The organism is Pseudomonas peli, from assembly GCF_050563605.1.
GTDB classification, from domain to species: Bacteria; Pseudomonadota; Gammaproteobacteria; order Pseudomonadales; family Pseudomonadaceae; genus Aquipseudomonas; species Aquipseudomonas peli_A.
Genome location: NZ_JBNXUH010000009.1, coordinates 165,782 through 189,706, shown reverse-complemented (window position 1 = coordinate 189,706; position 23,925 = coordinate 165,782). Strand labels below are relative to the sequence as shown.

Annotated in this window: 17 protein-coding genes and 3 tRNA genes; 18 read left to right on the top strand and 2 right to left on the bottom strand. The window is 58.7% G+C overall.

Annotated elements, in window-relative coordinates; all coding sequences use genetic code 11:
- The first annotated feature begins 67 nt into the window (after positions 1-67).
- From ACQ4LH_RS13315 to ACQ4LH_RS13305, 3 genes are all read left to right on the top strand, one after another.
- Positions 68-143: transfer RNA gene (locus tag ACQ4LH_RS13315), tRNA-Val, on the top strand.
- Positions 144-176: 33 nt separating this feature from the next.
- Positions 177-253, top strand: a tRNA-Asp gene (locus ACQ4LH_RS13310).
- Between the two features lie 100 nt (positions 254-353).
- Positions 354-430 (top strand) — tRNA-Asp (locus ACQ4LH_RS13305).
- Positions 431-717: 287 nt separating this feature from the next.
- Here ACQ4LH_RS13305 and ACQ4LH_RS13300 read toward each other — a convergent pair.
- The gene (locus ACQ4LH_RS13300; protein ID WP_430697590.1) at positions 718-1,758 is read right to left on the bottom strand and encodes an AraC family transcriptional regulator; all 1,041 of its coding nucleotides are present in this window, start codon (positions 1,756-1,758) and stop codon (positions 718-720) included.
- Positions 1,759-1,988: 230 nt separating this feature from the next.
- Here ACQ4LH_RS13300 and ACQ4LH_RS13295 point away from each other — a divergent pair, with 230 nt between their 5' ends.
- The 5 genes from ACQ4LH_RS13295 to ACQ4LH_RS13275 all read left to right on the top strand — a co-directional run bounded on the left by ACQ4LH_RS13295 (position 1,989) and on the right by ACQ4LH_RS13275 (position 8,241).
- Positions 1,989-4,022: an FAD-dependent oxidoreductase gene (locus tag ACQ4LH_RS13295; RefSeq protein WP_430697589.1), complete on the top strand. Its 2,034-nt coding sequence runs from the start codon at positions 1,989-1,991 to the stop codon at positions 4,020-4,022.
- A gap of 63 nt (positions 4,023-4,085) precedes the next feature.
- The gene (locus tag ACQ4LH_RS13290; protein ID WP_430697588.1) at positions 4,086-4,517 is read left to right on the top strand and encodes a nuclear transport factor 2 family protein; all 432 of its coding nucleotides are present in this window, start codon (positions 4,086-4,088) and stop codon (positions 4,515-4,517) included.
- Between the two features lie 264 nt (positions 4,518-4,781).
- Positions 4,782-6,152, top strand: a complete 1,371-nt coding sequence (locus tag ACQ4LH_RS13285; RefSeq protein WP_430697587.1) for a chromosome partitioning protein ParA — start codon at positions 4,782-4,784, stop codon at positions 6,150-6,152.
- 2 nt (positions 6,153-6,154) lie between these two features.
- Positions 6,155-7,090, top strand: coding sequence for a 1-aminocyclopropane-1-carboxylate deaminase/D-cysteine desulfhydrase (locus ACQ4LH_RS13280; RefSeq protein ID WP_430697586.1), 936 nt, complete (start codon positions 6,155-6,157; stop codon positions 7,088-7,090).
- A gap of 41 nt (positions 7,091-7,131) precedes the next feature.
- On the top strand, positions 7,132-8,241 hold the full coding sequence (locus tag ACQ4LH_RS13275) for a cyclic nucleotide-binding domain-containing protein (RefSeq protein ID WP_430697585.1): 1,110 nt from the start codon (positions 7,132-7,134) through the stop codon (positions 8,239-8,241).
- Between the two features lies 1 nt (position 8,242).
- On the opposite strand, the gene ACQ4LH_RS13270 is transcribed toward ACQ4LH_RS13275, so the two are convergent.
- Entirely contained in the window at positions 8,243-9,190 is a 948-nt protein-coding gene (locus tag ACQ4LH_RS13270) for a DUF1853 family protein (protein ID WP_430697584.1), read from the bottom strand.
- A gap of 185 nt (positions 9,191-9,375) precedes the next feature.
- Between ACQ4LH_RS13270 and ACQ4LH_RS13265 the strand changes: the two genes are divergently transcribed.
- From ACQ4LH_RS13265 to ACQ4LH_RS13220, 10 genes are all read left to right on the top strand, one after another.
- Positions 9,376-10,263, top strand: coding sequence for an NAD(+) kinase (locus tag ACQ4LH_RS13265; RefSeq protein WP_430697583.1), 888 nt, complete (start codon positions 9,376-9,378; stop codon positions 10,261-10,263).
- Positions 10,263-11,237, top strand: a complete 975-nt coding sequence (locus ACQ4LH_RS13260) for a metallophosphoesterase (protein ID WP_430697582.1) — start codon at positions 10,263-10,265, stop codon at positions 11,235-11,237. Before ACQ4LH_RS13265 ends, ACQ4LH_RS13260 begins: the two co-directional genes overlap by 1 nt.
- Positions 11,234-12,103, top strand: coding sequence for a rhomboid family intramembrane serine protease (locus tag ACQ4LH_RS13255; RefSeq protein WP_430697581.1), 870 nt, complete (start codon positions 11,234-11,236; stop codon positions 12,101-12,103). Before ACQ4LH_RS13260 ends, ACQ4LH_RS13255 begins: the two co-directional genes overlap by 4 nt.
- Before the next feature lie 45 nt (positions 12,104-12,148).
- The gene (locus ACQ4LH_RS13250) at positions 12,149-12,412 is read left to right on the top strand and encodes a YeaC family protein (protein ID WP_430697580.1); all 264 of its coding nucleotides are present in this window, start codon (positions 12,149-12,151) and stop codon (positions 12,410-12,412) included.
- Positions 12,412-13,248: a DUF2797 domain-containing protein gene (locus ACQ4LH_RS13245; RefSeq protein ID WP_430697579.1), complete on the top strand. Its 837-nt coding sequence runs from the start codon at positions 12,412-12,414 to the stop codon at positions 13,246-13,248. Before ACQ4LH_RS13250 ends, ACQ4LH_RS13245 begins: the two co-directional genes overlap by 1 nt.
- A gap of 54 nt (positions 13,249-13,302) precedes the next feature.
- Complete coding sequence (pepN, locus tag ACQ4LH_RS13240; RefSeq protein ID WP_430697578.1) at positions 13,303-15,963, top strand: aminopeptidase N; 2,661 nt, start codon at positions 13,303-13,305, stop codon at positions 15,961-15,963.
- A gap of 636 nt (positions 15,964-16,599) precedes the next feature.
- A complete protein-coding gene (locus ACQ4LH_RS13235) occupies positions 16,600-18,552 on the top strand; it encodes a DUF1302 domain-containing protein (RefSeq protein WP_430697577.1) in 1,953 nt (650 codons plus the stop codon).
- 66 nt (positions 18,553-18,618) lie between these two features.
- The gene (locus ACQ4LH_RS13230; RefSeq protein ID WP_305593745.1) at positions 18,619-19,989 is read left to right on the top strand and encodes a DUF1329 domain-containing protein; all 1,371 of its coding nucleotides are present in this window, start codon (positions 18,619-18,621) and stop codon (positions 19,987-19,989) included.
- A gap of 195 nt (positions 19,990-20,184) precedes the next feature.
- Positions 20,185-21,273 (top strand): WD40/YVTN/BNR-like repeat-containing protein, encoded by a 1,089-nt coding sequence (locus ACQ4LH_RS13225; RefSeq protein ID WP_430697576.1) that lies wholly within the window; start codon positions 20,185-20,187, stop codon positions 21,271-21,273.
- A 15-nt stretch (positions 21,274-21,288) separates the two neighbouring features.
- Positions 21,289-23,643 carry an efflux RND transporter permease subunit gene (locus ACQ4LH_RS13220; RefSeq protein WP_430697574.1) on the top strand — a complete coding sequence of 785 codons (2,355 nt, stop codon included), beginning with the start codon at positions 21,289-21,291 and terminating at the stop codon, positions 23,641-23,643.
- Positions 23,644-23,925: the final 282 nt, after the last annotated feature.

Sequence of the window (23,925 nt, the reverse complement as noted above, 5' to 3'; positions counted from 1 at the left end):
GAAAAACTTGAAGCAGGGTGTTGACTTAGGTGCGGCCCTTGCGTAAATTTCGCGCCTCGCAAGCAGCGGGTGATTAGCTCAGCTGGGAGAGCATCTGCCTTACAAGCAGAGGGTCGGCGGTTCGATCCCGTCATCACCCACCACTCTTGTGAAACCGGACGAAAGTCCACCGACGCGCAGCGGTAGTTCAGTCGGTTAGAATACCGGCCTGTCACGCCGGGGGTCGCGGGTTCGAGTCCCGTCCGCTGCGCCATATTTTCCTGCTTGAGCTCGCTCAGGTTGAGATGGAAAAGCCCTAACAGGCGGCTTTATCAGACGAAGCAAGAGTTGTACGGACGAAAGTCCACCGACATGCAGCGGTAGTTCAGTCGGTTAGAATACCGGCCTGTCACGCCGGGGGTCGCGGGTTCGAGTCCCGTCCGCTGCGCCATATTAGAAAGCCCGCTGATAGCAATATCAGCGGGTTTTTTATTGCCTGCCGTCTAGGTCTTCACTCCGAAGACGCGTTACGCGACAAACTGTCATCTTGCGTTCATCTGCCTGCTCTAGCTTGATTGGCATGCTCTTTGTTTATGCAATGAGTGTTTGCTGACATATCGAGTGGGAGGAATAGGCAATGGATGAGTATCAAGAAGAGCTGCTGGAAGCTCGCGCCACCGAGCAGGATGTGCCGGAGCGTGACGAAGACGCCACCGAGCTCTGATCCTTTTAGAGCTGCTAGAGCGCCCGGCGCTGTTCGCGGCGATATTCGCCTGGGGTTTGCTGGTTCCAGCGTTTAAACGCGCGCTGGAAGGCTTCGGCGGAGGCAAAGCCGAGCAGGTAGGCGATTTCGCCAAAAGCCAGCTCGGTGTCGCGAATATAGGCCATGGCCAGGTCGCGGCGGGTGTCGTTAAGGATGCTGCGAAACTGCGTGCCTTCCTCGGCCAGCTTGCGCCGCAGGGTCCAGGTCGGTAGCTGCAGGCGTGCGGCTACTTCGGCGAGGTCCGGTTCGCGGCCGTGCAGCAATGGGCCGAGCAGCTGAGTAATGCGCTCGCGCAGGTTGCGGGTGCGGGTCAACTGCGTCAGTTCCCGCTCACAGATTTCCAGCAAGTGCCGCCAGGTGCTCGGACAGTGCTCAGGGTTGCGCAGGTTCAGGCTCTGCTGGCTCAGGCGCAGCTGGTTATACTCGCTGGCAAACTCCACCGGACAGTTAAACAGTTCGCTGTACTGCGCTGCATAGACGGGCGCGGGAAATTCTATCTGCACTTTCTCCACGGGCAGGGCCTGTTGCGCCAGCTTGCTCAGTTGTTGCGTCCAGCTTGCCAGTACCGAGTCGACCACGAAGCGGTTGTAGGCGTTGTACGGGCTGATCGAATAGAAGCGTAGCCAGGCCCCCCGATTGTCTTCGTGCAGGCTGGATTGGCCGCGGTAGTTGCTGGCATACAGCGGCTCGAAGCGAGTCAGCGCGCGCGCCGCTTCACGCACGGTCGGTGCCTGCATAGCCGTCACACCGGCCAGGCCAAGTTGGCTCAGGCGGCTGGTTTGCCCCATCAGCAGGCCCAAACCAGGTTCGCTACATTGCTGGATGGCGCTATGGCCTAGGCGCATATAGCGCGGAATCGACAGTCGTGCGCGCGGCTCGGCCAGGCGCGCGGCATCCAGGCCGTAACTGTCGAGCAGCGGTTGTGGGTCCTGGGCGCAGCGGCGCATGGCGTCCGCCAGGCTATCGACAAAACCCACCGACAGATCGCCGAGTTTGACCCGTGTGTTTTTCAGCATTGCAGCGTTATTCCGTCTGCGCCCATTCAGTGCTGGGCATTTAGATAGGGCGCCAGGGTAGGTGGGTACTTGGGCTTTGCCAAGGCAAGGTGCTCTTTTTGATCATTAGGTTGTCACTTTAGGTCATTGAGCTGTTCGGCGCGGCTGATTATCGTCTAGACCATATTCGACCGCGACCCGCTAAGAGGTTGCGGCATCCGTGAAAGCCAACACCCGATGTGGAGATTTCCATGACTGCTCAGTACCCCCACCTGCTGGCCCCGCTCGATCTGGGCTTCACCATCCTGAAGAACCGCACCTTGATGGGCTCGATGCACACCGGGTTGGAAGAAAAGCCCAATGGTTTTGAGCGCATGGCGGCCTATTTTGCTGAGCGTGCCCGTGGTGGCGTTGGCTTGATGGTGACGGGTGGTATCGGCCCGAACGATGAGGGTGGCGTGTATTCCGGCGCGGCCAAGCTGACCACCCCGGAAGAGGCGGAAAAGCACAAGATCGTTACCCGTGCGGTGCACGCGGCGGACGGCAAGATCTGCATGCAGATCCTGCATGCCGGCCGCTACGCTTACAGCCCGAAATCGGTAGCACCAAGCGCGATCCAGGCGCCGATCAACCCGTTCAAGCCGAAAGAACTGGACGAGGAAGGCATCGAGAAGCAGATCCAGGATTTCATCAACTGCTCTGTGCTGGCTCAACAGGCTGAGTACGACGGTGTGGAAATCATGGGCTCGGAAGGTTATTTCATTAACCAGTTCCTCGCTGCCCACACCAATCATCGTACTGATCGCTGGGGCGGTAGCTACGAGAACCGCATGCGCCTGCCGGTGGAAATCGTCCGCCGCGTCAGGGAGGCTGTGGGGCCGAATTTCATCATCATCTACCGCCTGTCGATGCTCGATCTGGTCGAAGGCGGCAGCACTTGGGATGAGATCGTTCTGTTGGCCAAGGCCATCGAGAAGGCCGGCGCTACCATCATCAACACCGGTATCGGCTGGCACGAAGCGCGTATCCCGACCATCGCAACCAAGGTGCCGCGTGCGGCGTTCACCAAGGTCACCGCCAAGCTCAAGGGCGAGGTCAGCATTCCGCTGATCACCACCAACCGCATCAACACCCCGGAAGTGGCCGAGCAAGTGCTGGCCGAAGGCGACGCCGATATGGTGTCGATGGCCCGTCCATTCCTCGCTGACCCGGATTTCGTCAACAAGGCCGCAGAAGGCCGTAGCGATGAAATCAACACCTGCATCGGCTGTAACCAGGCCTGCCTGGATCACACCTTTGGTGGCAAGCTGACCAGCTGCCTGGTCAACCCGCGCGCTTGCCACGAGACCGAACTGAACTACATCCCGACCACTGCGGTTAAGAAGATTGCCGTAGTCGGGGCCGGTCCTGCTGGCCTGTCCGCTGCCACCGTGGCCGCCGAGCGTGGCCATAGCGTGACCCTGTTCGATTCGGCTAGCGAAATCGGCGGCCAGTTCAACGTGGCCAAGCGCGTGCCGGGCAAGGAAGAGTTCTTTGAGACCCTGCGCTACTTCAAGCGCAAGCTGGAAACCACTGGCGTTGATCTGCGCCTGAACACCCGTGTTTCGGCCGACGAGCTGGCCAAGGGCGGCTTCGATGAAATCATCCTGGCCACCGGTATCGCGCCGCGCACTCCGGCCATCCCGGGTATCGAGCACGCCAAGGTGATCAGCTATCTGGACGCCATCCTGCAGCGCAAGCCGGTCGGCCAGAAGGTTGCGGTGATTGGCGCCGGCGGTATCGGCTTCGATGTGTCCGAATTCATCACCCATCAGGGCGAGGCCACCAGCCTCAACCGCGAGGAGTTCTGGAAGGAGTGGGGCATCGACGGCGCGCTGGAAGCCCGTGGCGGCGTGGCGGGTATTCAGGCCCATCCGCACCCGGCAGCGCGTGAAGTGTTCCTGCTGCAGCGCAAGAAATCCAAAGTCGGCGACGGCTTGGGCAAGACCACTGGCTGGATTCACCGTACCGGCCTGAAGAACAAGAATGTGCAGATGCTCAACTCGGTCGAGTACCTCAAGGTCGACGACGCCGGCCTGCATATCAGCATCGCCGGTGGCGAACCGCAGGTATTGCCAGTGGATACAGTAATCGTCTGCGCCGGTCAGGACCCGCTGCGCGAGCTGCAGGAGGGGCTGGAAAATGCCGGGCAGAACGTGCACCTGATAGGCGGTGCCGATGTGGCCAGCGAGCTGGACGCCAAGCGCGCGATCAACCAGGGCTCGCGCCTCGCCGCCGAACTCTGATAGCAAGCGCCCCGCCTAGTGCGGGGCGTTTTGCATGTGGCTCACAACAATAAGGAGAAGCTCATGTCCGATAATCCTCAATTACAACCGGCAGCGGCCGCCACGCTCGCTCAGTGGCATGGCCTGATGCAGAACAACGATTTGCGCAGCCTGCCGGAATTGCTACACCCGCAGGCGGTGTTCCGTTCACCCATGGCGCACAAACCCTATGTCGGGGCGCCCATGGTGTCGCTGATTCTCAATACCGTGAGTAAGGTGTTCGTCGACTTTGCCTACCACCGCGAGCTGGCCAGCGCCGATGGTCTCAATGTGGTGCTGGAGTTCAGTGCCAAGGTGGGCGAGCGCGAGCTCAAGGGCATCGACATGATTCGCTTCGATGAAGCCGGCAAGATCGTCGATTTTGAAGTGATGGTTCGCCCCATGAGTGGCCTGCAGGCCTTGGGCGAGGAAATGGGGCGGCGCCTGGCTCCATTCCTGGCTGCGGCGAAAGGCTGAGTCGTTGCACCAAATCCATCACAGTTTCGCCCTGTAAGCCGGTTTTTAGCGGCTGGCTGGCAGGGCGACTGCCAACCCAGTCACATTGCTGGGCTTGGTTTTTCCCCTAGACTTGCCTGAACAAGGGTATAGCGCCTGCAGCATAGGCCTTGCTTAACCCGTCAGAATGTTGGCAGTCTTGCTATGTGTGCCAGTTTTTGCGCAGCATAGGCCGGATGTGTCACGCGCTGAGCGGAGCGTCCGTTTCGGCCTAGAGGAAAACCGATGAGCATGCAGAACAAGCCGCAGATGGTCGAGGCCGTACTGTTCTTCAGTGAGCGCGGCGGCATCTGCAAGCAAATGTTTTTCCCCGAATTCGAAGCCTTGCTCGATGGCGTAGTGAATATGCCGGAGTTCGCCGACGAGCAGATGCGTGTGGCGTACGTGCTGATCAATCCGCGCCTGTTGATCAAGGCGCTGGTGTTTTTCTACCTGGATTTCGACGAGAAGGGCGCGCCGGATTCCGGCTGGAATATCCCTTTGCAAGCCTTGGCCGAGCGTGCCGGGCGTGGGCCTGATCTGGGTGCCGGGCCGATTCGTCTGGCTTGCCGCAGCCAGTGCCCTGTGTCCTGGCATCAGATGCACCTCTGGGACCCTAGCTTGACTCCCGGCAATAACGACCTGGCGCTGCTGCGCGATGTGGTCAAGCGCAACAGCCTGGGTTTGCTGGCCGAAGATGAGAACGCTCAGGCGGTTGCGCCCGAACGTCTGCAGATGGCCTCTGAGGACAAGTGGTACGCAGCCGATCCCGCTCAGGAAGAAGCCGCCAAGGCCACTGAAAAGCTTGACCAGGAACAGCGCCTGAAAGCCGCGCAGTTGATCAAGCAGCAGCGTTTGCGCATCAGCAGCCTGACCCAGCAGCACGAAGAAGAACTGGCCAAATTCAAGCTGGCCAGCGATGAACAGAGCAAGAATCTGCAGGCGCAAATCCACGGCCTCCATCAGGCGTTGCGTCAGCAGGAAGAGCATAACGCTGCGCTGAAGACGCAATTGGCAGCTCAGGCCGCGAGTTTCCAGACTTCCCGCGAGGATATGACCGAACAGCTGCGTGCGCTGGAGCGTGACGGTCGCAGCGAGAGCGATAGCCTGCGTGCGCAGTTCGAAGGTGAGATGCAGGCCAAAATCGCCTCGGCAGTGGCTGAATACAAAGAGCAGATTGCTATTCGCGACGTTGAGCTGGCTTATCGCAGCGAGCAGGACACCCAGGCGCTGCAGGAGATCAATCGCCTCAAGCGCGCTTACGCCGATCTGGCCAGCCAGGGCGGTGATCAGATTCTCGAGCGCCTGGCCAAGCTCGGTGTGGTCTTCGTGGTCTATCACCCAGGTGCTGGTCACCTGACCATCCCGCTGCAGGACATCGCTTCGTACCAGGACAACCCGCTGGCTTATGCCGCGGCCAAGTGTTTTGTCAGCGAAGAGCAGTACCGTCACTGGCTGGCGCATTATCAGCAGCCAAGCTGTGAGGCCTCGCTACCAAGTGGCGAGCGCTGCGCCATCCCGATCGACCGTATCGACACGCCGAGCCGCTTTGCCCTGGGTGAATCCAATTGCTGTGCGCGGCATAAGGCCAGTAGTCGTCTGCGTACTGTCAGTTAACCTTGCCGGTTGTCCTGCCTGACTGGGCGCCGCGCGCGCCCTTGCAACCCTTGCGATTGGAGTGGGCGCTAGCTGCCGGAATCGAGCTGGCGGTGCTGCGTCTGGACCTGCTTGATCCACTGATCAGCGGCAATAAATGGTTCAAACTCTCCGAGCATCTACGCGCCGCAGAAGCCTGTGGTGCCACTGGCGTGATCAGCCTGGGCGGCGCGCATTCCAATCATCTGCATGCCCTGGCCGCTGCCGGTAAACGTTTCAATTTCCAGGCGGTCGGGCTTTTGCGTGGCCATCCGCAGCAGACCCCGACTGTGGATGATCTGCAGGCCTTTGGTATGCAGCTGCACTGGCTGGGTTATGCGGGCTACCGAGCTCGACATGCAGCCGACTTCTGGTTGCCCTGGCAGGCACACTATCCGGGCTTTTATCCGCTGCCCGAGGGTGGTGGTGGCCTGCCGGGCGCGCTGGGGTGCATGAGTCTGGTGCAGCAGGTTCGTGAGCAGCTGCCAAGTCTGAGCTGGGCGGATTACGACGCCTGGTGGCTGGCGGCAGGGACGGGCACCACGCTGGCAGGTCTGCTGCTTGGTGAGGCTGCCGCGCATCCGGTGTATGCGGCGCTGGCGGTGCCGGCCGATCATGGCGTCGAGCAGCAGGTGCAGGCGATTGTTCAGGCTGCTGGCATGCCTGTGGGACGTTATCAGTTGCAGGAGGCCAGTCGTGGCGGGTTTGCCAAGGTGGATGCCGAATTGCTCAATTTTATGCATGCGGCGGAAGCCGAAAGTGGCGTGCCGCTGGAGCCGCTGTATACCGCCAAGGCATTAATGGCGTTGCGCCAGCAGGTCGAGGCCGGTTACTTTGCTCGCGGCAGCCGCCTGGTGTTTGTGCATACGGGTGGCTTGCAGGGCCGTGCTGCGGCGCTTAAAGCATGCTCGGCCGATTAACCCGGCTACACTGAATTTCACCAGCGGAGCCTGGATATTCCATGAGCGAACCTCTTAACCCCGAACAGTTACGCAGCCTGACGCCACTTAATGTGCTGTCCGAGCAGCAGTGGCGCGAGCTGCGTACACAGCTGGTGCCGCAGCCTTTGCTGGCGGGGCAGTTGTTGTTTCGTCCGGGGGATCAGGCGCGGTTGACCTACTACCTGCTGGCGGGCGAGTTGCTGCTGCAATCGGTTGATGGTCAGGAGCAACGCTTGCAGGCCGGCAGCGAGGCCAGTTGTCACCCGCTGTCACCGAGCCTGCCGCGCTTGCATGAAGCACGGGCGCTGACCGATGCCAGCGTGCTGGCGCTGGACACCGCGACCCTTAATCGTCTGCTGACTTGGCGCCTGGCCTATCAGGATCTGCTGCTGGAGCTGGGGCAGAACCATGCCGAGGTCGAGTGGCTGGAACGTCTGCTGGAAAACCCGCTGTTTGCCAAGGTGCCGCCGTCCAACGTGCGCGCCATGCTGGAGCGTTTGCAGCGTATCGAATTGGCTGCTGGCAGTACCGTGTTGCAGGAAGGTGATCTGGGTGACAGCTGCTACTTCCTGAAAAATGGTCGGGCCGAGGTGATCCGCGGGGCAGACAGTGCGCAGCAGGTGTTGGCCGAGCTGGAAATTGGCGCCTGCTTTGGTGAGGAGGCCTTGCTGGCCGACAGCCCGCGCAACGCCACAGTGACCATGCTGGAAGACGGCGTAGTGCTGCGTTTGGATCGCCAGGACTTCTTCGCCCTGCTGAAGGCCCCGGTGGTCGATGAGGTATCGCTGGGTGAGGCGTCGCGGTTGCTCGCCGCGGGGGCGCAGTGGCTGGATGTGCGCCTGCAGGAAGAATACGAGCGGGCCCACGCGTTGCAGTCACTGAATATGCCGCTGCAGCTGCTGCGTCTGAAAGCGCGTCTTCTGGATAAGACGCGTACTTACCTGTGCTACTGCGACAGCGGCAAACGCAGCAGTAGTGCGGTGTTTCTCCTCTCGCAGCTTGGCTACAGCGCCTACGCCCTGCGTGATGGTGTGGATGCCTTGCCGGCGATCCAGCGTGATGCGCTGTTGTGTGAAAGTGGCTCGGGCTATCTGGCGCGCTCGGGCGGGCGCACCGAACGCAGCCTGTGAGCTAGCTGGCCGGTTGCGCCGGCCAGTGATCATTCACCAGAAACACCCGCTCGGCTTCCAGCCAGTCATCCTGTGGGCCTTCAGTCAGGCGTACGAGCAACTGCGCGTTGGCATCGCCCGGTAGCGCGGCGAACCACTGATTGAATTGCTCGGGCGACCACAGATGCTCTTTCTCGATACGCGCTGACGCCAGCCAGGCGTGCCGTGCTAACGGCTGCCAGTGACCTGGGTTATGCATAGCAAAGCTTGGCCAGTCTCCTCGATGCAGCCAGCGCCCACGCAGGTGCGCAGAGTTGCCATTTCGCGGTGCGACATAGGCGGGCTGCTGCCAGGGGTAGAACAGATAACCGCCCAGCCACAGCGCCGCCTGAGGTTGCTGAATATCCAGCTCGGCCAGCCTCTGTTGGGCTTCCGTGCGTGCGGACAGCGGTAGCTGGTGCTGGCCGAGATGTGCCAGTTTTATATCCAGGCGGTCGTGGCTGCCGGGGCCGAGCCAATGCGCCGGGTCAACGCCACTGCAATGCGGCTGGCCGAGGTACAGCTTGATCGCCAGCTCCAGGTGATGCACACCCTCGGCATCGCGCAGCAGCATATCCAGCTCGCCCAGGGTATGACCCTGCTGGCGAATAGGCAGGTTGGCTGCCAGCACCTCGATACCGGGTGCGGCATGCAGGGCAAACTGCCAGAGGCGTTCGTAATACAGCCCCAGGCGGCGCACCGAGCTCTGGCTCAGCCAATGTTGCAGGGTATGGCTGTCGGCATCCAGGCTTAGCAACCAGTCCGCCAGCGCATCGGGTTGCTGGCTCCAACTGCTGGCCTTGAGTGGGTGACGTTGTGGCCAGGGTGTCTGCGCCAGTAGCGGCGGAGAAAGCAGCGCCCAGGCCAGGTCGCGCACAGCGGGCTGGCGTAACTGCGAGGGTAGGTCGATGAGTGAAGGGAAGGGCGTCATGTTGCGAGCATAGCGCTTAGAGGCTGTTTACGATCTGCTGCGCGTCGGTTCTGCGGGGTTGAAAACAGCCTCGCGAGCTCTTCTCCAAGCGTTTGACCGCCATCATAGCCGGTCAGCGGTTTGCCGCTGCCATGGGCTTTCGCCCATAATCCGACCCACTAGATCCAGAGCCTGGCGGGAGCACCATGGAGCAGTTTCGTAATATCGGCATCATCGGTCGACTGGGCAGCACCCAGGTTCTCGACACCATTCGCCGGCTGAAGAAATTTCTGCTCGCTCGTCACCTGCATGTGATCCTCGAAGACACCATCGCCGAAGTGCTGCCGGGTCATGGCCTGCAGACCTCTTCGCGGAAAATTCTCGGCGAAGTGTGCGACCTGGTGATCGTGGTCGGCGGTGATGGCAGCATGCTTGGCGCAGCGCGTGCGTTGGCGCGGCATAAGGTACCGGTGCTGGGCGTCAACCGCGGTAGCCTGGGTTTTCTTACCGATATTCGCCCCGATGAGCTGGAAGTGAAGGTGGCGCAGGTGCTCGAAGGGCACTACCTGACGGAAAACCGCTTTCTGCTAGAGGCCGAAGTACGGCGCAACGGCGAGGCCATCGGCCAGGGCGATGCGCTCAACGATGTGGTGCTGCATCCGGGTAAATCCACACGCATGATCGAGTTCGAGCTGTTTATCGATGGCCAGTTCGTCTGCAGTCAGAAGGCCGACGGTCTGATCGTCGCCACACCGACCGGCTCCACGGCCTATGCGCTGTCCGCCGGCGGGCCGATCATGCACCCCAAGCTGGACGCCATCGTGATTGTGCCGATGTACCCGCACACGCTCTCCAGCCGGCCGATTGTGGTGGATGGCAACAGCGAGCTGAAAATCGTCGTGTCCAAGGATCTGCAGCTCTATCCGCAGGTGTCCTGTGACGGACAAAATCACTTCACCTGCGCCCCCGGTGACACGGTTACCGTGGCTAAGCGGCCGCAGAAGCTGCGCCTGATTCACCCGCTGGACCACAACTATTACGAGGTCTGCCGCAACAAGCTGGGTTGGGGTAGCCGGCTCGGCGGGGGTGATTAATGCACCTCGATCCCGCTCGTGGTTACGACCTGATCGGCGATATCCATGGCTGCGCGAAAACCCTGGAGCATCTGCTGAGCACCCTGGGTTATCGCCTGCAGGCAGGTGTGTGGCGCCATCCGCAGCGTATGGCGATCTTCCTTGGTGATCTGGTCGACCGTGGCCCGCGCATCCGTGAGGCGCTGCACCTGGTGCGCGATATGGTCGTGGCCGGCCAGGCGCTGTGCATCATGGGCAACCATGAATTCAATGCCCTGGCCTGGAGCACGCCGGCAGCCCCGGGCAGCGGTCGGCAGTTCGTTCGTGAGCACACGCCACGGCATGCGCGGCTGATCAAGGAAACCCTGGAGCAATTCGACGCCTACCCGCTGGAGTGGCAAGAGTTTCTCGACTGGTTCTACGAGCTGCCGTTGTTTATCGATGCCGGGCGTTTCCGCGTGGTGCATGCCTGCTGGGACGACAGCCTGATCGAGCCGTTGCGCGCGCAGTTTGCCGATGGCTGCATCGATGAGCATTTTCTCCAGGCCGCCGCCGTGCATGGCAGTTTTGCCAATACCGCGTTTGATCGTCTGCTGCGCGGCACCGACATGCGCCTGCCGCATGGTATGACCCTGACCAGCGATGACGGTTTTACCCGCGCGCACTTTCGCACCAAGTTCTGGGAAGAAGACCCGCAAACCTACGGCGATATTGTCTTCCAGCCCGATGCCCTGCCGGAACTGGCGGCGCAGATGCCGCTCAGCGAGATGCAGAAGACTGAACTGCTCAAGTACCGAGGCGATCAGCCGCTGCTGTTTGTCGGCCACTACTGGCGCAGCGGCAAACCCGCGCCAATTCGCAGCAACCTGGCCTGCCTGGATTACAGCGCCGTGCTCAACGGCAAGCTGGTGGCTTATCGCCTCGACCAGGAATCGCGTCTGGATGCCAGCAAGTTTGTCTGGGTCGACGTCGAAAGCCCGGAGGCACGACCATGAGTGCAGTAGCGGCGATGCGTTTGCCCGAGCATGTCGACCTAAGCGGCTTTATCAGTTTGTTGCAGCGTCTGCAGGTGCCGCACCGCGTTGCGGAAGAGGCGGGCGAGCAGGTGCTCTGGGTGCCAGAAGAACAGCTGGCCGAACAGGTGCGCGAACTCTATGGCCGCTACCCGCAGGGCGATGCCGAGGTGCTGCTTGAGCGGTCGCAGGAATCTGCGGAGGCCGCTCCGGGCTTTGTTCAACAGCTGAAAGCCAGTCGCATGACGGCTGTTGTTCTATTGCTGACTTTTATTGCCGCAGCCATCACTTTGTTGGGCGATAACCTGGCGACGGTAAGCTGGCTGAGCTTTGTCGATTACCGCGTGCAGGGCGATTACATCTACTTCAGCTACCTCAACGACACACTGGCCAGCGGCCAGTGGTGGCGGCTGCTGACACCGATGCTGATTCACTTCGGCATCCTCCATCTTGCGATGAATACCCTGTGGTATTGGGAGCTGGGCCGGCGGATTGAGGCGCGTCAGGGTGCCGTGATGTTCTTGGGGCTGTCCCTGCTATTTAGCCTGGCGGCCAATTTCGCCCAGTACTTGCATGCCGGCCCATCGCTGTTTGGCGGCTTGTCTGGGGTGCTGTACGGCTTGCTCGGGCATTGCTGGATCTTCCAGCGTCTGGCGCCTACTCCCGCCTATCGGCTGCCGCCAGGCGTATTGGTGATGATGCTGGCTTGGTTACTGATCTGCATGACCGGCATCTTCGAGCTGCTGCAATTCGGCGCTATTGCCAACGCGGCGCATGTCGGCGGCCTGCTGGCCGGTTGTCTGACCGGGCTGGTCGGCGGTGAGCTGGCGCGTCGGCGACACAGTTAGTTGTTCTACAGGCTGGTAAACTGCCACTTTGCATTTGGAGGCGCCATGTCGTCCTTTCTCGAAGCGATTGAAAACATCACCCCTGAGATCTACCAGAGCCTCAAGCTGGCGGTGGAAATCGGCAAATGGCCGGATGGCCGCAAGCTGACCCAAGAGCAGAAGGAGCTGACCCTGCAAGCCCTGATTGCCTGGGAAATCCACAACCTGCCGGAAGACGAGCGCATCGGTTATATGGGACCGCAGGAGTGCAGCTCCAAGTCCGAGCCGGTGCCCAACCTGTTGTTCAAGTCCTCGGATACCCTGCACTGATGAGCGAGTTGGCCCGTGGTGCCCTGAGCAAAATGACGGCGCAGCTGGATGCGCCGGTGCAGTACAGCTTTCGCCTGGGCGATGAGTTGCTGCCGGTTAATCCGTTGATCGGCAAGAGCCTGCGTCTGGAGTTCCTTGGCGCAATCCACTGCACGCATTGCGGACGCAAAACCAAGAGCAGTTTCAGCCAGGGTTATTGTTACCCCTGCATGCAGAAGCTGGCGCAGTGCGATATCTGCATCATGAGTCCGGAGCGCTGCCACTATGAGGCCGGCACCTGCCGCGAGCCGAGTTGGGGCGAGCAGTTCTGCATGACTGATCATGTGGTCTACCTGGCCAACTCCAGTGGCGTCAAAGTCGGCATCACCCGCGCCACGCAGATTCCTACCCGTTGGATCGACCAGGGCGCGACCCAGGCTCTGCCGATTCTGCGGGTGGCGACCCGTCAGCAGTCCGGCTTTGTCGAAGACCTGCTGCGTAGCCAGGTGGCGGATAAAACCAACTGGCGCGCGCTGCTCAAGGGCGATGCCGCGCCGGTTGATCTGCTCGCCGTGCGCGAACAGCTGTTTGCCAGTTGTGGCAGCGGGCTCACTGAGTTGCAGCAGCGCTTTGGCATCCAGGCCATCCAGCCGCTCAGCGATCAAGCCGTGGTGCAGATTGCCTACCCGATTGAGGCTTATCCGGCGAAGATCACTAGTTTTAATTTGGACAAGAATCCGCTGGCCGAGGGCACGTTGCTGGGCATCAAGGGCCAGTACCTGATGTTCGATACCGGCGTGATCAATATCCGCAAGTACACCGCTTACCAGCTGGCCGTTCACGAACTGGCCGCCTGAGTTTTCTATTCGCGAACCCGGCGCCCGCGCGCCGCAGACAAAGGGCCACAAGCCATGCGCACCGAACAGCCGAAGATGATCTACCTCAAGGACTACCAGGCCCCGGATTATCTGATCGATGAAACGCACCTGACCTTCGAGTTGTTCGACGACCACACCCTGGTGCACGCGCAACTGGTAATGCGCCGCAACCCGGCTGCCGGCAGCGGTCTGCCGCCGCTGGTGCTGGACGGTCAGCAGCTGGAACTGCTCAGCGTGGCGCTTGACGACCGCGAACTGAGTGCCGGCGATTACCAGCTGAGCGACAGCCATCTGACCCTGCAGCCAACGGCGGCCAGCTTTGTTATCGACAGCAGCGTGCGCATCCATCCGGAGAGCAACACCGCGCTGGAAGGGCTGTACAAGTCCAGTGGCATGTTTTGCACCCAGTGCGAGGCCGAAGGGTTTCGCAAGATCACCTATTACCTCGACCGCCCGGACGTGATGAGCAAGTTCACCACCACCCTGAGCGCAGAGCAGCACAGTTACCCGGTGCTGCTGTCCAACGGCAACCCGATTGCCAGCGGCAGTGAGGAAGGCGGTCGGCATTGGGCGACCTGGGAAGACCCGTTTATGAAGCCGGCCTACCTGTTCGCCCTGGTCGCCGGTGACCTCTGGTGTGTGGAAGACAGCTTTACCACCATGAGCAAGCGCGAAGTGGCGCTGCGCATTTATGTCGAGCCGGAAAACATCGACAAGTGCCAGCACGCCATGGACAGCCTGAAAAAATCCATGAAGTGGGACGAGGAGGTCTACGGCCGTGAGTACGACCTGGACATCTTTATGATCGTCGCGGTCAACGATTTCAATATGGGCGCCATGGAAAACAAGGGCCTGAATATCTTCAACTCCAGCTGCGTACTGGCCAAGGCCGAAACCGCCACCGACGCTGCGCACCAGCGCGTTGAAGCAGTGGTGGCCCACGAGTACTTCCACAACTGGTCGGGCAACCGCGTGACCTGTCGCGATTGGTTCCAGTTGTCATTGAAAGAAGGCTTTACCGTCTTCCGCGATGCTGAGTTCAGCGCCGATATGCACTCGCGCACGGTCAAACGTATTGAGGACGTGGCTTATCTGCGTACTCACCAGTTCGCCGAAGATGCCGGTCCGATGGCCCACCCCGTGCGTCCAGACGCCTTTATGGAAATCTCCAACTTCTACACCCTGACGGTGTACGAGAAGGGCTCGGAAGTGGTGCGCATGATCCGCACCCTGGTTGGCGCCGAGGGTTTCCGCAAAGGCAGCGACCTATACTTCGCTCGCCACGACGGTCAGGCCGTGACTTGCGACGACTTTATCCGCGCGATGGAAGAAGCCAATGGTATCGACCTGACCCAGTTCAAGCGCTGGTACAGCCAAGCCGGCACGCCGCGCCTGGAAGTCAGCGACAGCTACGATGCCGCCGCTAACAGCTATCGCTTGCAATTCCGCCAGAGTTGCCCGGCCACGCCAGGGCAGGCTGAGAAGCAACCCTTTGTCATCCCTGTGGAGCTGGCCCTGCTGGATGCCCAGGGCCGTGAGCTACCGCTGCAACTGGTCGGTGAAGACACGTCGGTAGGGCTTTCGCGTGTGCTGCAGGTGACCGAAGCCGAGCAGGCGTTCACCTTTGTCAATCTGGCGGAAAAACCGCTGCCTTCCTTGCTGCGTGGCTTTTCTGCGCCGATCAAACTGAGTTTCCCCTACAGCCGTGATCAGCTGATGTTCCTGATGCAGCACGACAGCGATGGTTTCAACCGCTGGGAGGCGGGGCAGCAACTGTCCGTGCAAGTGCTGCAGGAGTTGATTGGTCAGCATCAGCGTAGCGAGCCGTTGGTGCTCGATCAGCGCCTGGTTGAGGCCTGTCGTACTCTGCTGGTGGACGAGTCGTTGGATCAGGCCATGGTCGCCGAAATGCTCTCGCTACCTGGTGAGGCCTACCTGACTGAAATCAGCGAAGTGGCTGATGTTGAGGCCATCCACGCCGCCCGTGAGTTTGCCCGTAAGCAACTGTCGGATGCGCTGTTCGATCTGCTGTGGCAGCGCTACCAGCGCAATCGCGAGGTGTCCCGTGCCAGCGCCTATGTGGCAGAGGCCGAACACTTTGCTCGGCGCAGCCTGCAGAACATCGCGCTGTCCTACCTGATGCTCAGCGGCAAGGCCGACGTGTTGGCGGTTTGTCTTGAGCAATTCGAGAACGCCGACAATATGACCGAGCGCCTGACCGCGTTGGCGGTGCTGGTCAATTCACCGTTCGAGGCTGAGAAGGCTGTTGCCTTGGCCAGCTTCGCCGACTTCTTCAAGGACAACCCGCTGGTCATGGATCAGTGGTTTAGCGTGCAGGCCGCTTGCGCCTTGCCCGGCGCGCTGCAGCGCGTTGAGCAATTAATGCAGCACCCGGCGTTTACCCTGAAGAATCCGAACAAGGTACGCGCTCTGATCGGTGCTTTTGCCGGGCAGAACCTGCTGGGTTTCCATCAGGCTGATGGCAGCGGCTATCGTTTCCTGGCCGACAAGGTTATTACCCTGAATGCCCTCAACCCGCAGATCGCGTCGCGTTTACTGGCGCCGCTGACTCGTTGGGCCAAATATGGCAGTGCACGCCAGGCTCAAATGAAGGAGCAGCTACAACGAATTCTGGCTTCGGGTGAGCTGTCTAGCGACGTGTATGAAGTGGTCAGCAAGAGTCTGGCTGGTTAATTGATCAGCGGTAACAAAGTAGGGGCGGTCATGCTGCCCCTACTTAAATCTGTATGTGTCTGATCGTTTTTCGATCAATTCGTTAATACTAAAGACCGATCAAACAGGCCTGTGTGCAATGCATGGGGTTAGATGCTCTTCACGAAGTCCTTCCGAGTCGCATAAAAGTGTTACCTGTTTCGATCGGGTAACACTTTTTGTGTTACCCGATTAGATGTAAGCAAAGTTTGCACAATCTGAATTGGCCTGCTTGGCTTGACCTTGGCCGATTTGTTTGAAGCGTCTGAATGCTTAATCCCGGGTGGGGTGACTGATCACGCCAGATGGTAGGACAAAATAGGAAAAATCCGTCACCGCATACAGTTGATTGGTTGCTGAATGATCAGTCATAAAATGGTTTTTTGGTTTGAGTTGCGTGTTGCTGATTTTTTTATACGGCCGTTTGAATTGGCACCATGGTTGCAGGGAACTAAATTGATTTGACCTCGTCATGGTGCACGCCAAACAGTGAGGTGCGTGTAAGCGCGTTGGGGGCTTGCCTTCCAATCAACATTTAAGGCCGTCATCAGTATGGCCATAACGTGCCTCAGCGGTTGGGGTACAAAAAAGATGATCTGTCCACGGAGTAATGTTTCGATGGAAATTAAGTCCCGTAAGCCCGTATTGCGTTTCGCACCTGCCAAGGCGGGTTTTGCTTTTGTCGGTCTTCTTCCTCTGCTGGTAGCAGCTCACGCCCAGGCAGTGGAATTCAGCTTCGCCGACGATGAAATCAGCGGCTCCATCGATACCACCGTGTCCTACGGCCAACTCTGGCGCGTACAGGGCCAGGACAAGACCAACAACGACATCAACACCAACGACGGTAACCGTAACTTCAATACCGGTCTGGTATCTGAAGTGTTCAAGATCACTACCGATATGGAAGTGACCTACCAGAACTACGGTGCTTTTGTGCGCGGTACTGCGTTCTATGACACCCAGATCATGGATAAACGCAACAATTACTACGACACCAGCTTGGCTTATCAGCCAAGCCAGAATGCTCCAAACGATGACAGTTTTACCCGAGCTACTCGTCACTCAGCTGGTCGTAATGCGGAAATTCTCGATGCATACGTTTATGGTAACTGGGATGTTGCTGACATGCCGGTTGGCGTGCGCTTCGGTAAGCAAGTGTTCAACTGGGGCGAAGGTCTGTTCTATCGCGGTGGCGTGAATACCACCAATCCGGTGGACGCTGGCAAATTCCGCCTGCCAGGTGCTGAAGTTAAAGAGGTGTTAGTTCCAGTTGAAGCACTGAGCTTTAGCGTTGGCCTGACTGACAATATCTCTATGGACGCTTTTTATCAATTCAACTGGAAAGAGTCAGCTATTGATCCGGTAGGTACCTTCTTCTCTGAGACGGATCTTTTTGGTGAGGGTGGTAATACTGCTTATAACAATTTTGCAGGTACGGCTCTGGCTCCGGCTATTGCTGGGTATAATGCTGCTGCTAACCCACTGAACCCAGCATTGCCATTGCTGCAAGCGACAGGCTTGTATCAGAATGGCGTTAATTCTTCGTTTGGCGATATTCTGAAAGTTGCTGATGTTACTAGTGACATTAACGCCAAGGATGATGGTCAGTATGGTTTTTCATTCAAATATATTGCTGAAGAGTTAAACTCTACCGAGTTTGGTGCTTACTTTGTTAATTATCATGCTAAGGAACCAGCTATTTATGCTGATCTGAATGGCTATACGGGAGTTGACTTAACAACGCTGTCAGGCTTGGTGGGGCCGGCAGCTGCAGGCGGTTTGGCAACCGTTGACTTGTTAGGCTCTACTCAGGCCAAGCGCGAATATGCTGAAGATATTCGTATGTATGGATTCAGCTTTAACACTACCGTAAACGAGACGTCAGTTTTCGGTGAGTTGGCCTATCGCCCTAATCTTCCTGTAGGTATTGCTGCGACCAACGATCTGCTGGGTGATCTGGTTTTGCAGGGCGCTAAGCTCGCAGATAATTCAGGTGCTCTTCCTGGTGCAGGCACGGCGCTTATTTCTGGTCAGCAAATTACGCGTGATGGCTCTGTAAGCAACTATCGTCGCGTTGAAGCGTTTAATGCATCTATTGGTGCTATCCATAACTTCGGTAATGTGCTGAGCTTCGATTCGCTGTTTGGTGTTGCGGAACTTGCTTCTGAACATCTTCGTGGCGATAGCCTGAAATATAGCGCTATCAATGGCGATCGCTGCATTGCTGGTCGTGCTAATACCTCCTATTCAACAGATGCCGCCATGGCCAAGCAAGACTGTGCATCGACTGATGCTTATGGCTATACGCTAGTGCTGTCCGGTACTTGGAACGACGTTTATGCGGGTGTAAATCTGTCGCCATTTACTATTTTCAAACATGATTTTGAAGGTAATGGCCATCAGACTGGTAACTTTATTGAAGACCGCAAGGCATACACGCTGGGTCTTCGCGCCAGCTACCTGAACAGCCTGGAAGCTGAAATTCAATACACCGAGTTTATGGGCGCCGGTCAAAGCAATTCTGGCCGCGACCGCGACAATATCGGCCTGAACGTCAAGTATTCTTTCTAAACATAACTAGAAAATATCGAGTGCCTGCGGGCACTCGGTTGATGACTTATTTCACGGAGAATCAAGATGCTGAAAAAGCACACGCTGATTGGTGCTGCCATTGCGCTGGCCCTGTCCGCTGGCAGCGCGTTCGCTGCAGTTTCGCCTGCGGAAGCGGCCAAGTTGGGCGCAAGCCTCACCCCGTTTGGTGCCGAGAAAGCCGGCAACGCGGCAGGCACCATCCCTGAGTGGACCGGTGGTATTACTCAGGCACCAGCGGCTTACAAGACGCCAGGCCAGCACCATGTCGATCCTTTTGCTGATGACAAACCGCTGTTCACCATCACCAAAGCCAACCTGGATCAGTACAAAGACAACCTGACCCCAGGTCAGATTGCGATGTTCAATACCTACCCGAACAGCTACCAGATGCCGGTCTACCAGACCCGCCGCTCCGGTTCTGCGCCAAAGTGGGTGTATGACAACACCATCAAGAACGCCAGCACGGCCAAGTTGCTTGATGGTGGTAACGGCTTCTCCGACGCTTACGGCGGCATCCCGTTCCCGATCCCGCAAAATGGTGTAGAAGCGCTGTGGAACCACATCGCACGCTATCGCGGTACCTACATCGTGCGTCGCGCTTCGGAAGTGGCCGTACAGCGTAACGGCAGCTACTCCCTGGTGACCTCGCAGCAGGAAGCCATGTTCAAGTTCTACAACCCGAAAGGGACTGCCGCTGACCTGAACAACATCATGTTCTACTACCTGTCCTTCACCAAGAGCCCGGCGCGTCTGGCCGGTGGTGCGGTACTGGTGCACGAAACCCTGGATCAGGTAAAAGAGCCGCGTCAGGCTTGGGGCTACAACGCCGGCCAGCGTCGCGTACGTCGTGCGCCGAACCTGGCTTATGACACCCCGATCGCTGCCGCTGACGGCCTGCGTACTGCAGACGACACCGACATGATCAACGGTTCGCCAGATCGTTATGACTGGAAGCTGATCGGCAAGAAGGAAATCTACATTCCTTACAACAGCTACAAGGTCACCAGCCCTGAAGTGAAGTACAAGGACCTGCTGCAAGTCGGTCACTTGAACCCAGCGTTTACTCGCAACGAGCTGCACCGTGTGTGGGTAGTCGAGGGCACGCTGAAGTCGGGTTCGCGTCACATCTACTCCAAGCGTACCCTGTTCCTCGACGAGGACAGCTGGCAAGCAGCAGTGGTTGATCAGTACGACGGTCGTGGCGAGCTGTGGCGCGTTTCGATTGCCTACCTGAAAAACTACTACGACCTGCCGACCACCTGGTCTGCGCTGGATAGCTTCCACGACCTGCAGGCGCGTCGTTACCACGTGCAGAACCTGGATAACGAAGAGCCAAGCACCATCGACTTCAGCCAGGCTGTGCCGGATGATGGTTACTTCAAACCTGCTGCGCTGCGTCGCCGCGGTACGCGTTAATCCGCGTGTAGGTTGAGCAAAAGGCCGCTACTGTTGTAGCGGCCTTTTGCTATTTGTCAGTCCAACAGGGCATGGTAGGCGGGCGGGTTTAACAAAACATAACGTCGCGCCGATTGTCAGGCCTTTTGAAAGCTCAGTAGGATAGGCGCACTGCTATAAGGGTAGTGCTACCTATAAGAATAAGGGGGAAGGTATATGAGTGAGCCCGTCATGCGGCGCACCCAGGCCGGTCGTGTTGTGGGGTTGTCCCGCGCACCGGCGCTCCGCGTCCACTCACCGATAGCCAAAGCGCTGTCGCTGTGTAGTGTGCTATCCGTGCTGATGTTTACCAGTGCGCCATTGCAGGCTGCCAGCGATGACGCCAGTCATTACTCGGTAACCTCTGCCCAAGCTCATCAAAGCCTGCTGCTGGATGTCGCCAGCCTGGGTAAGCGCCTAGTCACCGTCGGTGATCGTGGGCATATCCTGTACTCCGACGACAACGGCGCAAGCTGGGTTCAGGCCAAGGTGCCGACCAAGCAGATGCTTACTGCCGTGTTCTTTATCGACGACAGCCACGGCTGGGCGGTTGGTCATGATGCGCAGATTCTCGCTAGCACCGATGGCGGCGCTACCTGGGTCAAGCAGTTCGAAGACCTTGAGCGTGAGGCGCCGCTGCTGGATGTGTGGTTCAAAGACCGTAACAACGGTTATGCCGTAGGTGCTTACGGCGCCTTGTTGGAAACCACTGACGGTGGCGCCAACTGGGAAGATGTCAGCGACCGCATGGACAACGAAGACGCCTACCACCTCAACGCCATTGTCGAAGTCAAAGACTCCGGCCTGTTTGTTGTGGGCGAGCAGGGCGCGATGTTCCGCTCCCCGGACTGGGGGCAAACCTGGGAAACCCTGGAAGGCCCTTACGAGGGGTCGCTGTTCGGTGCCTTGGGCACTGATGAAGCCGGAGCGCTGCTGGTCTATGGCCTGCGTGGGCATCTGTTCCGTTCGGCAGACTTCGGTATGACCTGGCAGGCGATCAGCCTGAGCACCGCCAACAATGGCCCTCTGGAGTTTGGTCTGGCTGACGGTAATCGTCTGGCCGACGGTTCCATTGTGGTGGTTGGCCATGGCGGCACCGTACTCAAGAGCACCGACAGCGGCCGCAATTTCAGTGTGATCAATCGTGCCGACCGGCTTTCGCTGGCAGGCGTTGCAGCAATGGAAAACGGCAATCTGATTCTGGTAGGGCAGGGTGGCGTTCATGCTGCTGCGCCTACTGGCGCCGATCTGGGCCAACAACAATAAGCCAGGAGCCTTTGCATGAGTAAGCATCAACAACAACCTGCCTCCTTCCTGGAGCGGTTGATCTTCAACAATCGCCCGGCCGTGATTCTGCTGTGCCTGTTGATCAGTCTGTTTCTGTTCTTCCAGGCGGCGCAGGTGCGTCCGCAGACCAGCTTCGAGAAGATGATTCCGCTGGGGCATCCGTATATTCAGAAGATGCTCGAACACCGCAATGACCTGGCGAACCTGGGCAACACCGTGCGTATCTCGGTGGAAGCGGTAGACGGCGATATCTTCAGCAAGGAATACATGGAGACGCTGCGTCAGATCAACGACGAAGCCTTCTATATTCCGGGTGTCGACCGTTCCGGCCTGAAGTCTCTATGGAGCCCAAGCGTACGCTGGACCGAAGTGACTGAAGAAGGTTTTGCCGGCGGTGAAGTAATTCCGCAAACCTACGACGGCTCTGCGGAAAGTTTGGAAGAGCTGCGCAGCAACATTCTCAAGTCCGGGCAGATTGGCCGTCTGGTGGCCAACAACTTCAAGTCGAGCATCGTCGATTTGCCGTTGCTTGAGACCTATGCCGACCCGAACGATCAGAGCAAGCAGATCCCGCTGGATTACCAGAAGTTCTCCCACGAGCTGGAAGAGAAAATCCGCGATAAATACCAGGCGCAGAATCCCAACGTCAAAATTCACATCATTGGTTTCGCCAAGAAAGTCGGCGACCTGATCGATGGTCTGATTGGCGTGGCGCTGTTCTTTGCGGTGGCAATCGCCATTACCTTCGTTCTGCTGCTGTGGTTCACCCACTGCTTCAAGAGCACCCTGGCGGTGGTTTTGGCCACGCTGATTGCGGTGGTTTGGCAGCTGGGTCTGCTGCACACCCTGGGCTTCGGGCTTGATCCGTACTCGATGCTGGTGCCGTTCCTGGTCTTCGCCATCGGTATTTCCCACGGCGTGCAGAAGATCAACGGCATTGCCATGGCCTCTGGTGAGGCGACCGATTCGCTGTCTGCCGCACGTATGGCCTTCCGTCAGCTGTTTGTTCCGGGCTTAGTGGCGCTGCTGTCGGATGCCGTGGGTTTTGTCACTCTGCTGCTGATCGATATCGGTGTGATCCGTGAGCTGGCCATCGGCGCATCCATGGGTGTGGCGGTGATCATTCTGACCAACCTGATTCTGCTGCCGGTGATGATTTCCTATGTCGGCATCAGCAAGAAGGCGGTGAAGATCAGCCGCGAAGAAGCTGATAAGGATCATCCGTTCTGGCGCTTTATCTCCAACTGTGCGCACCCGATGGTAGCCCCGATTTCCGTGGTGGTTGCAGTCGCGGCGCTGGCAGGTGGTGTGTGGTACGGGCAGAACCTGAAGATCGGTGACCTCGACCAGGGCGCGCCTGAGCTGCATCCGGATTCGCGCTACAACCTGGATAACGATTTCGTCATCCGCAACTACTCCACCAGCTCCGATGTACTGGTGATCATGGTCAAGACGGCGGCTGAAGGCTGCTCGACTTACCCGACTCTGTCGGCCATGGATGAGTTGATGTGGAAGATGGAGAACACCGAAGGCGTGCAGTCGGCCATTTCCATGGTCACCGTGTCGCGTCAGGTGATCAAAGGCATGAACGAGGGCAACCTGAAATGGGAAACCTTGTCGCGTAACCAGGACGTGCTGAACAACTCCATTGCTCGGGCCGATGGCCTGTACAACGGTGATTGCTCGGTGGCACCGTTGCTGGTGTTCCTCACCGACCACAAGGCAGAAACCCTGTCTCGTGCGGTTAAGGTTGCCGAAGACTTTGCCAAGGAAAACAACAAGGACGGCCTGGAGTTCATCCTGGCAGCCGGTAACGCTGGTATCGAAGCGGCTACCAACGAAGTGATTGCCAAGTCCGAGACCACCATGTTGCTCGCGGTATACGCCGCAGTGGGCATCATGTGTCTGCTGACCTTCCGCTCCTTGGCTGCGACGCTGTGTGTGATGCTGCCGCTGGTACTGACCTCGGTACTGGGTAACGCCCTGATGGCCTTTATGGGCATCGGTGTGAAGGTGGCGACTCTGCCGGTAATCGCTTTGGGTGTGGGTATTGGTGTCGACTACGGCATTTATATCTACAGCCGTCTGGAGACTTACCTGCGTCAGGGGCTGTCGCTGCAGGAGGCCTACTACGAGACCCTCAAGTCGACCGGTAAAGCGGTGCTGTTCACCGGCATCTGCCTGGCGATCGGTGTAGCGACCTGGATCTTCTCGGCGATCAAGTTCCAGGCCGACATGGGCCTGATGCTGACCTTTATGTTCCTCTGGAACATGATCGGTGCGATCTGGCTGCTGCCTGCTCTGGCACGCTTCCTGATCAACCCGGAGAAGCTGCGTAACAAGGGCTAAGCCTGATACGCAGTCGCAACACTAAAAACCGCGGCCCTTGGGTCGCGGTTTTTTATTGTCTAAGGGTTAGGTTTGCAGATGGCTTTTGTGGCGCAGGCGTGCCCGTGAATCGCGCTGCCCTCGGTTTGTAGCCGGATGTAGTCCATGGGGCTGCGTAAACGAACATTTTCCGGATTTCATTCGGGCTACGGATTGTAGGAGCGGCTGGGCGGCACTCCGTCTTGCCCGCGAATTGCGCTAGACCCCAGCAGCTTCGCGGACAAGCCCGCGCCTACAAGGGTG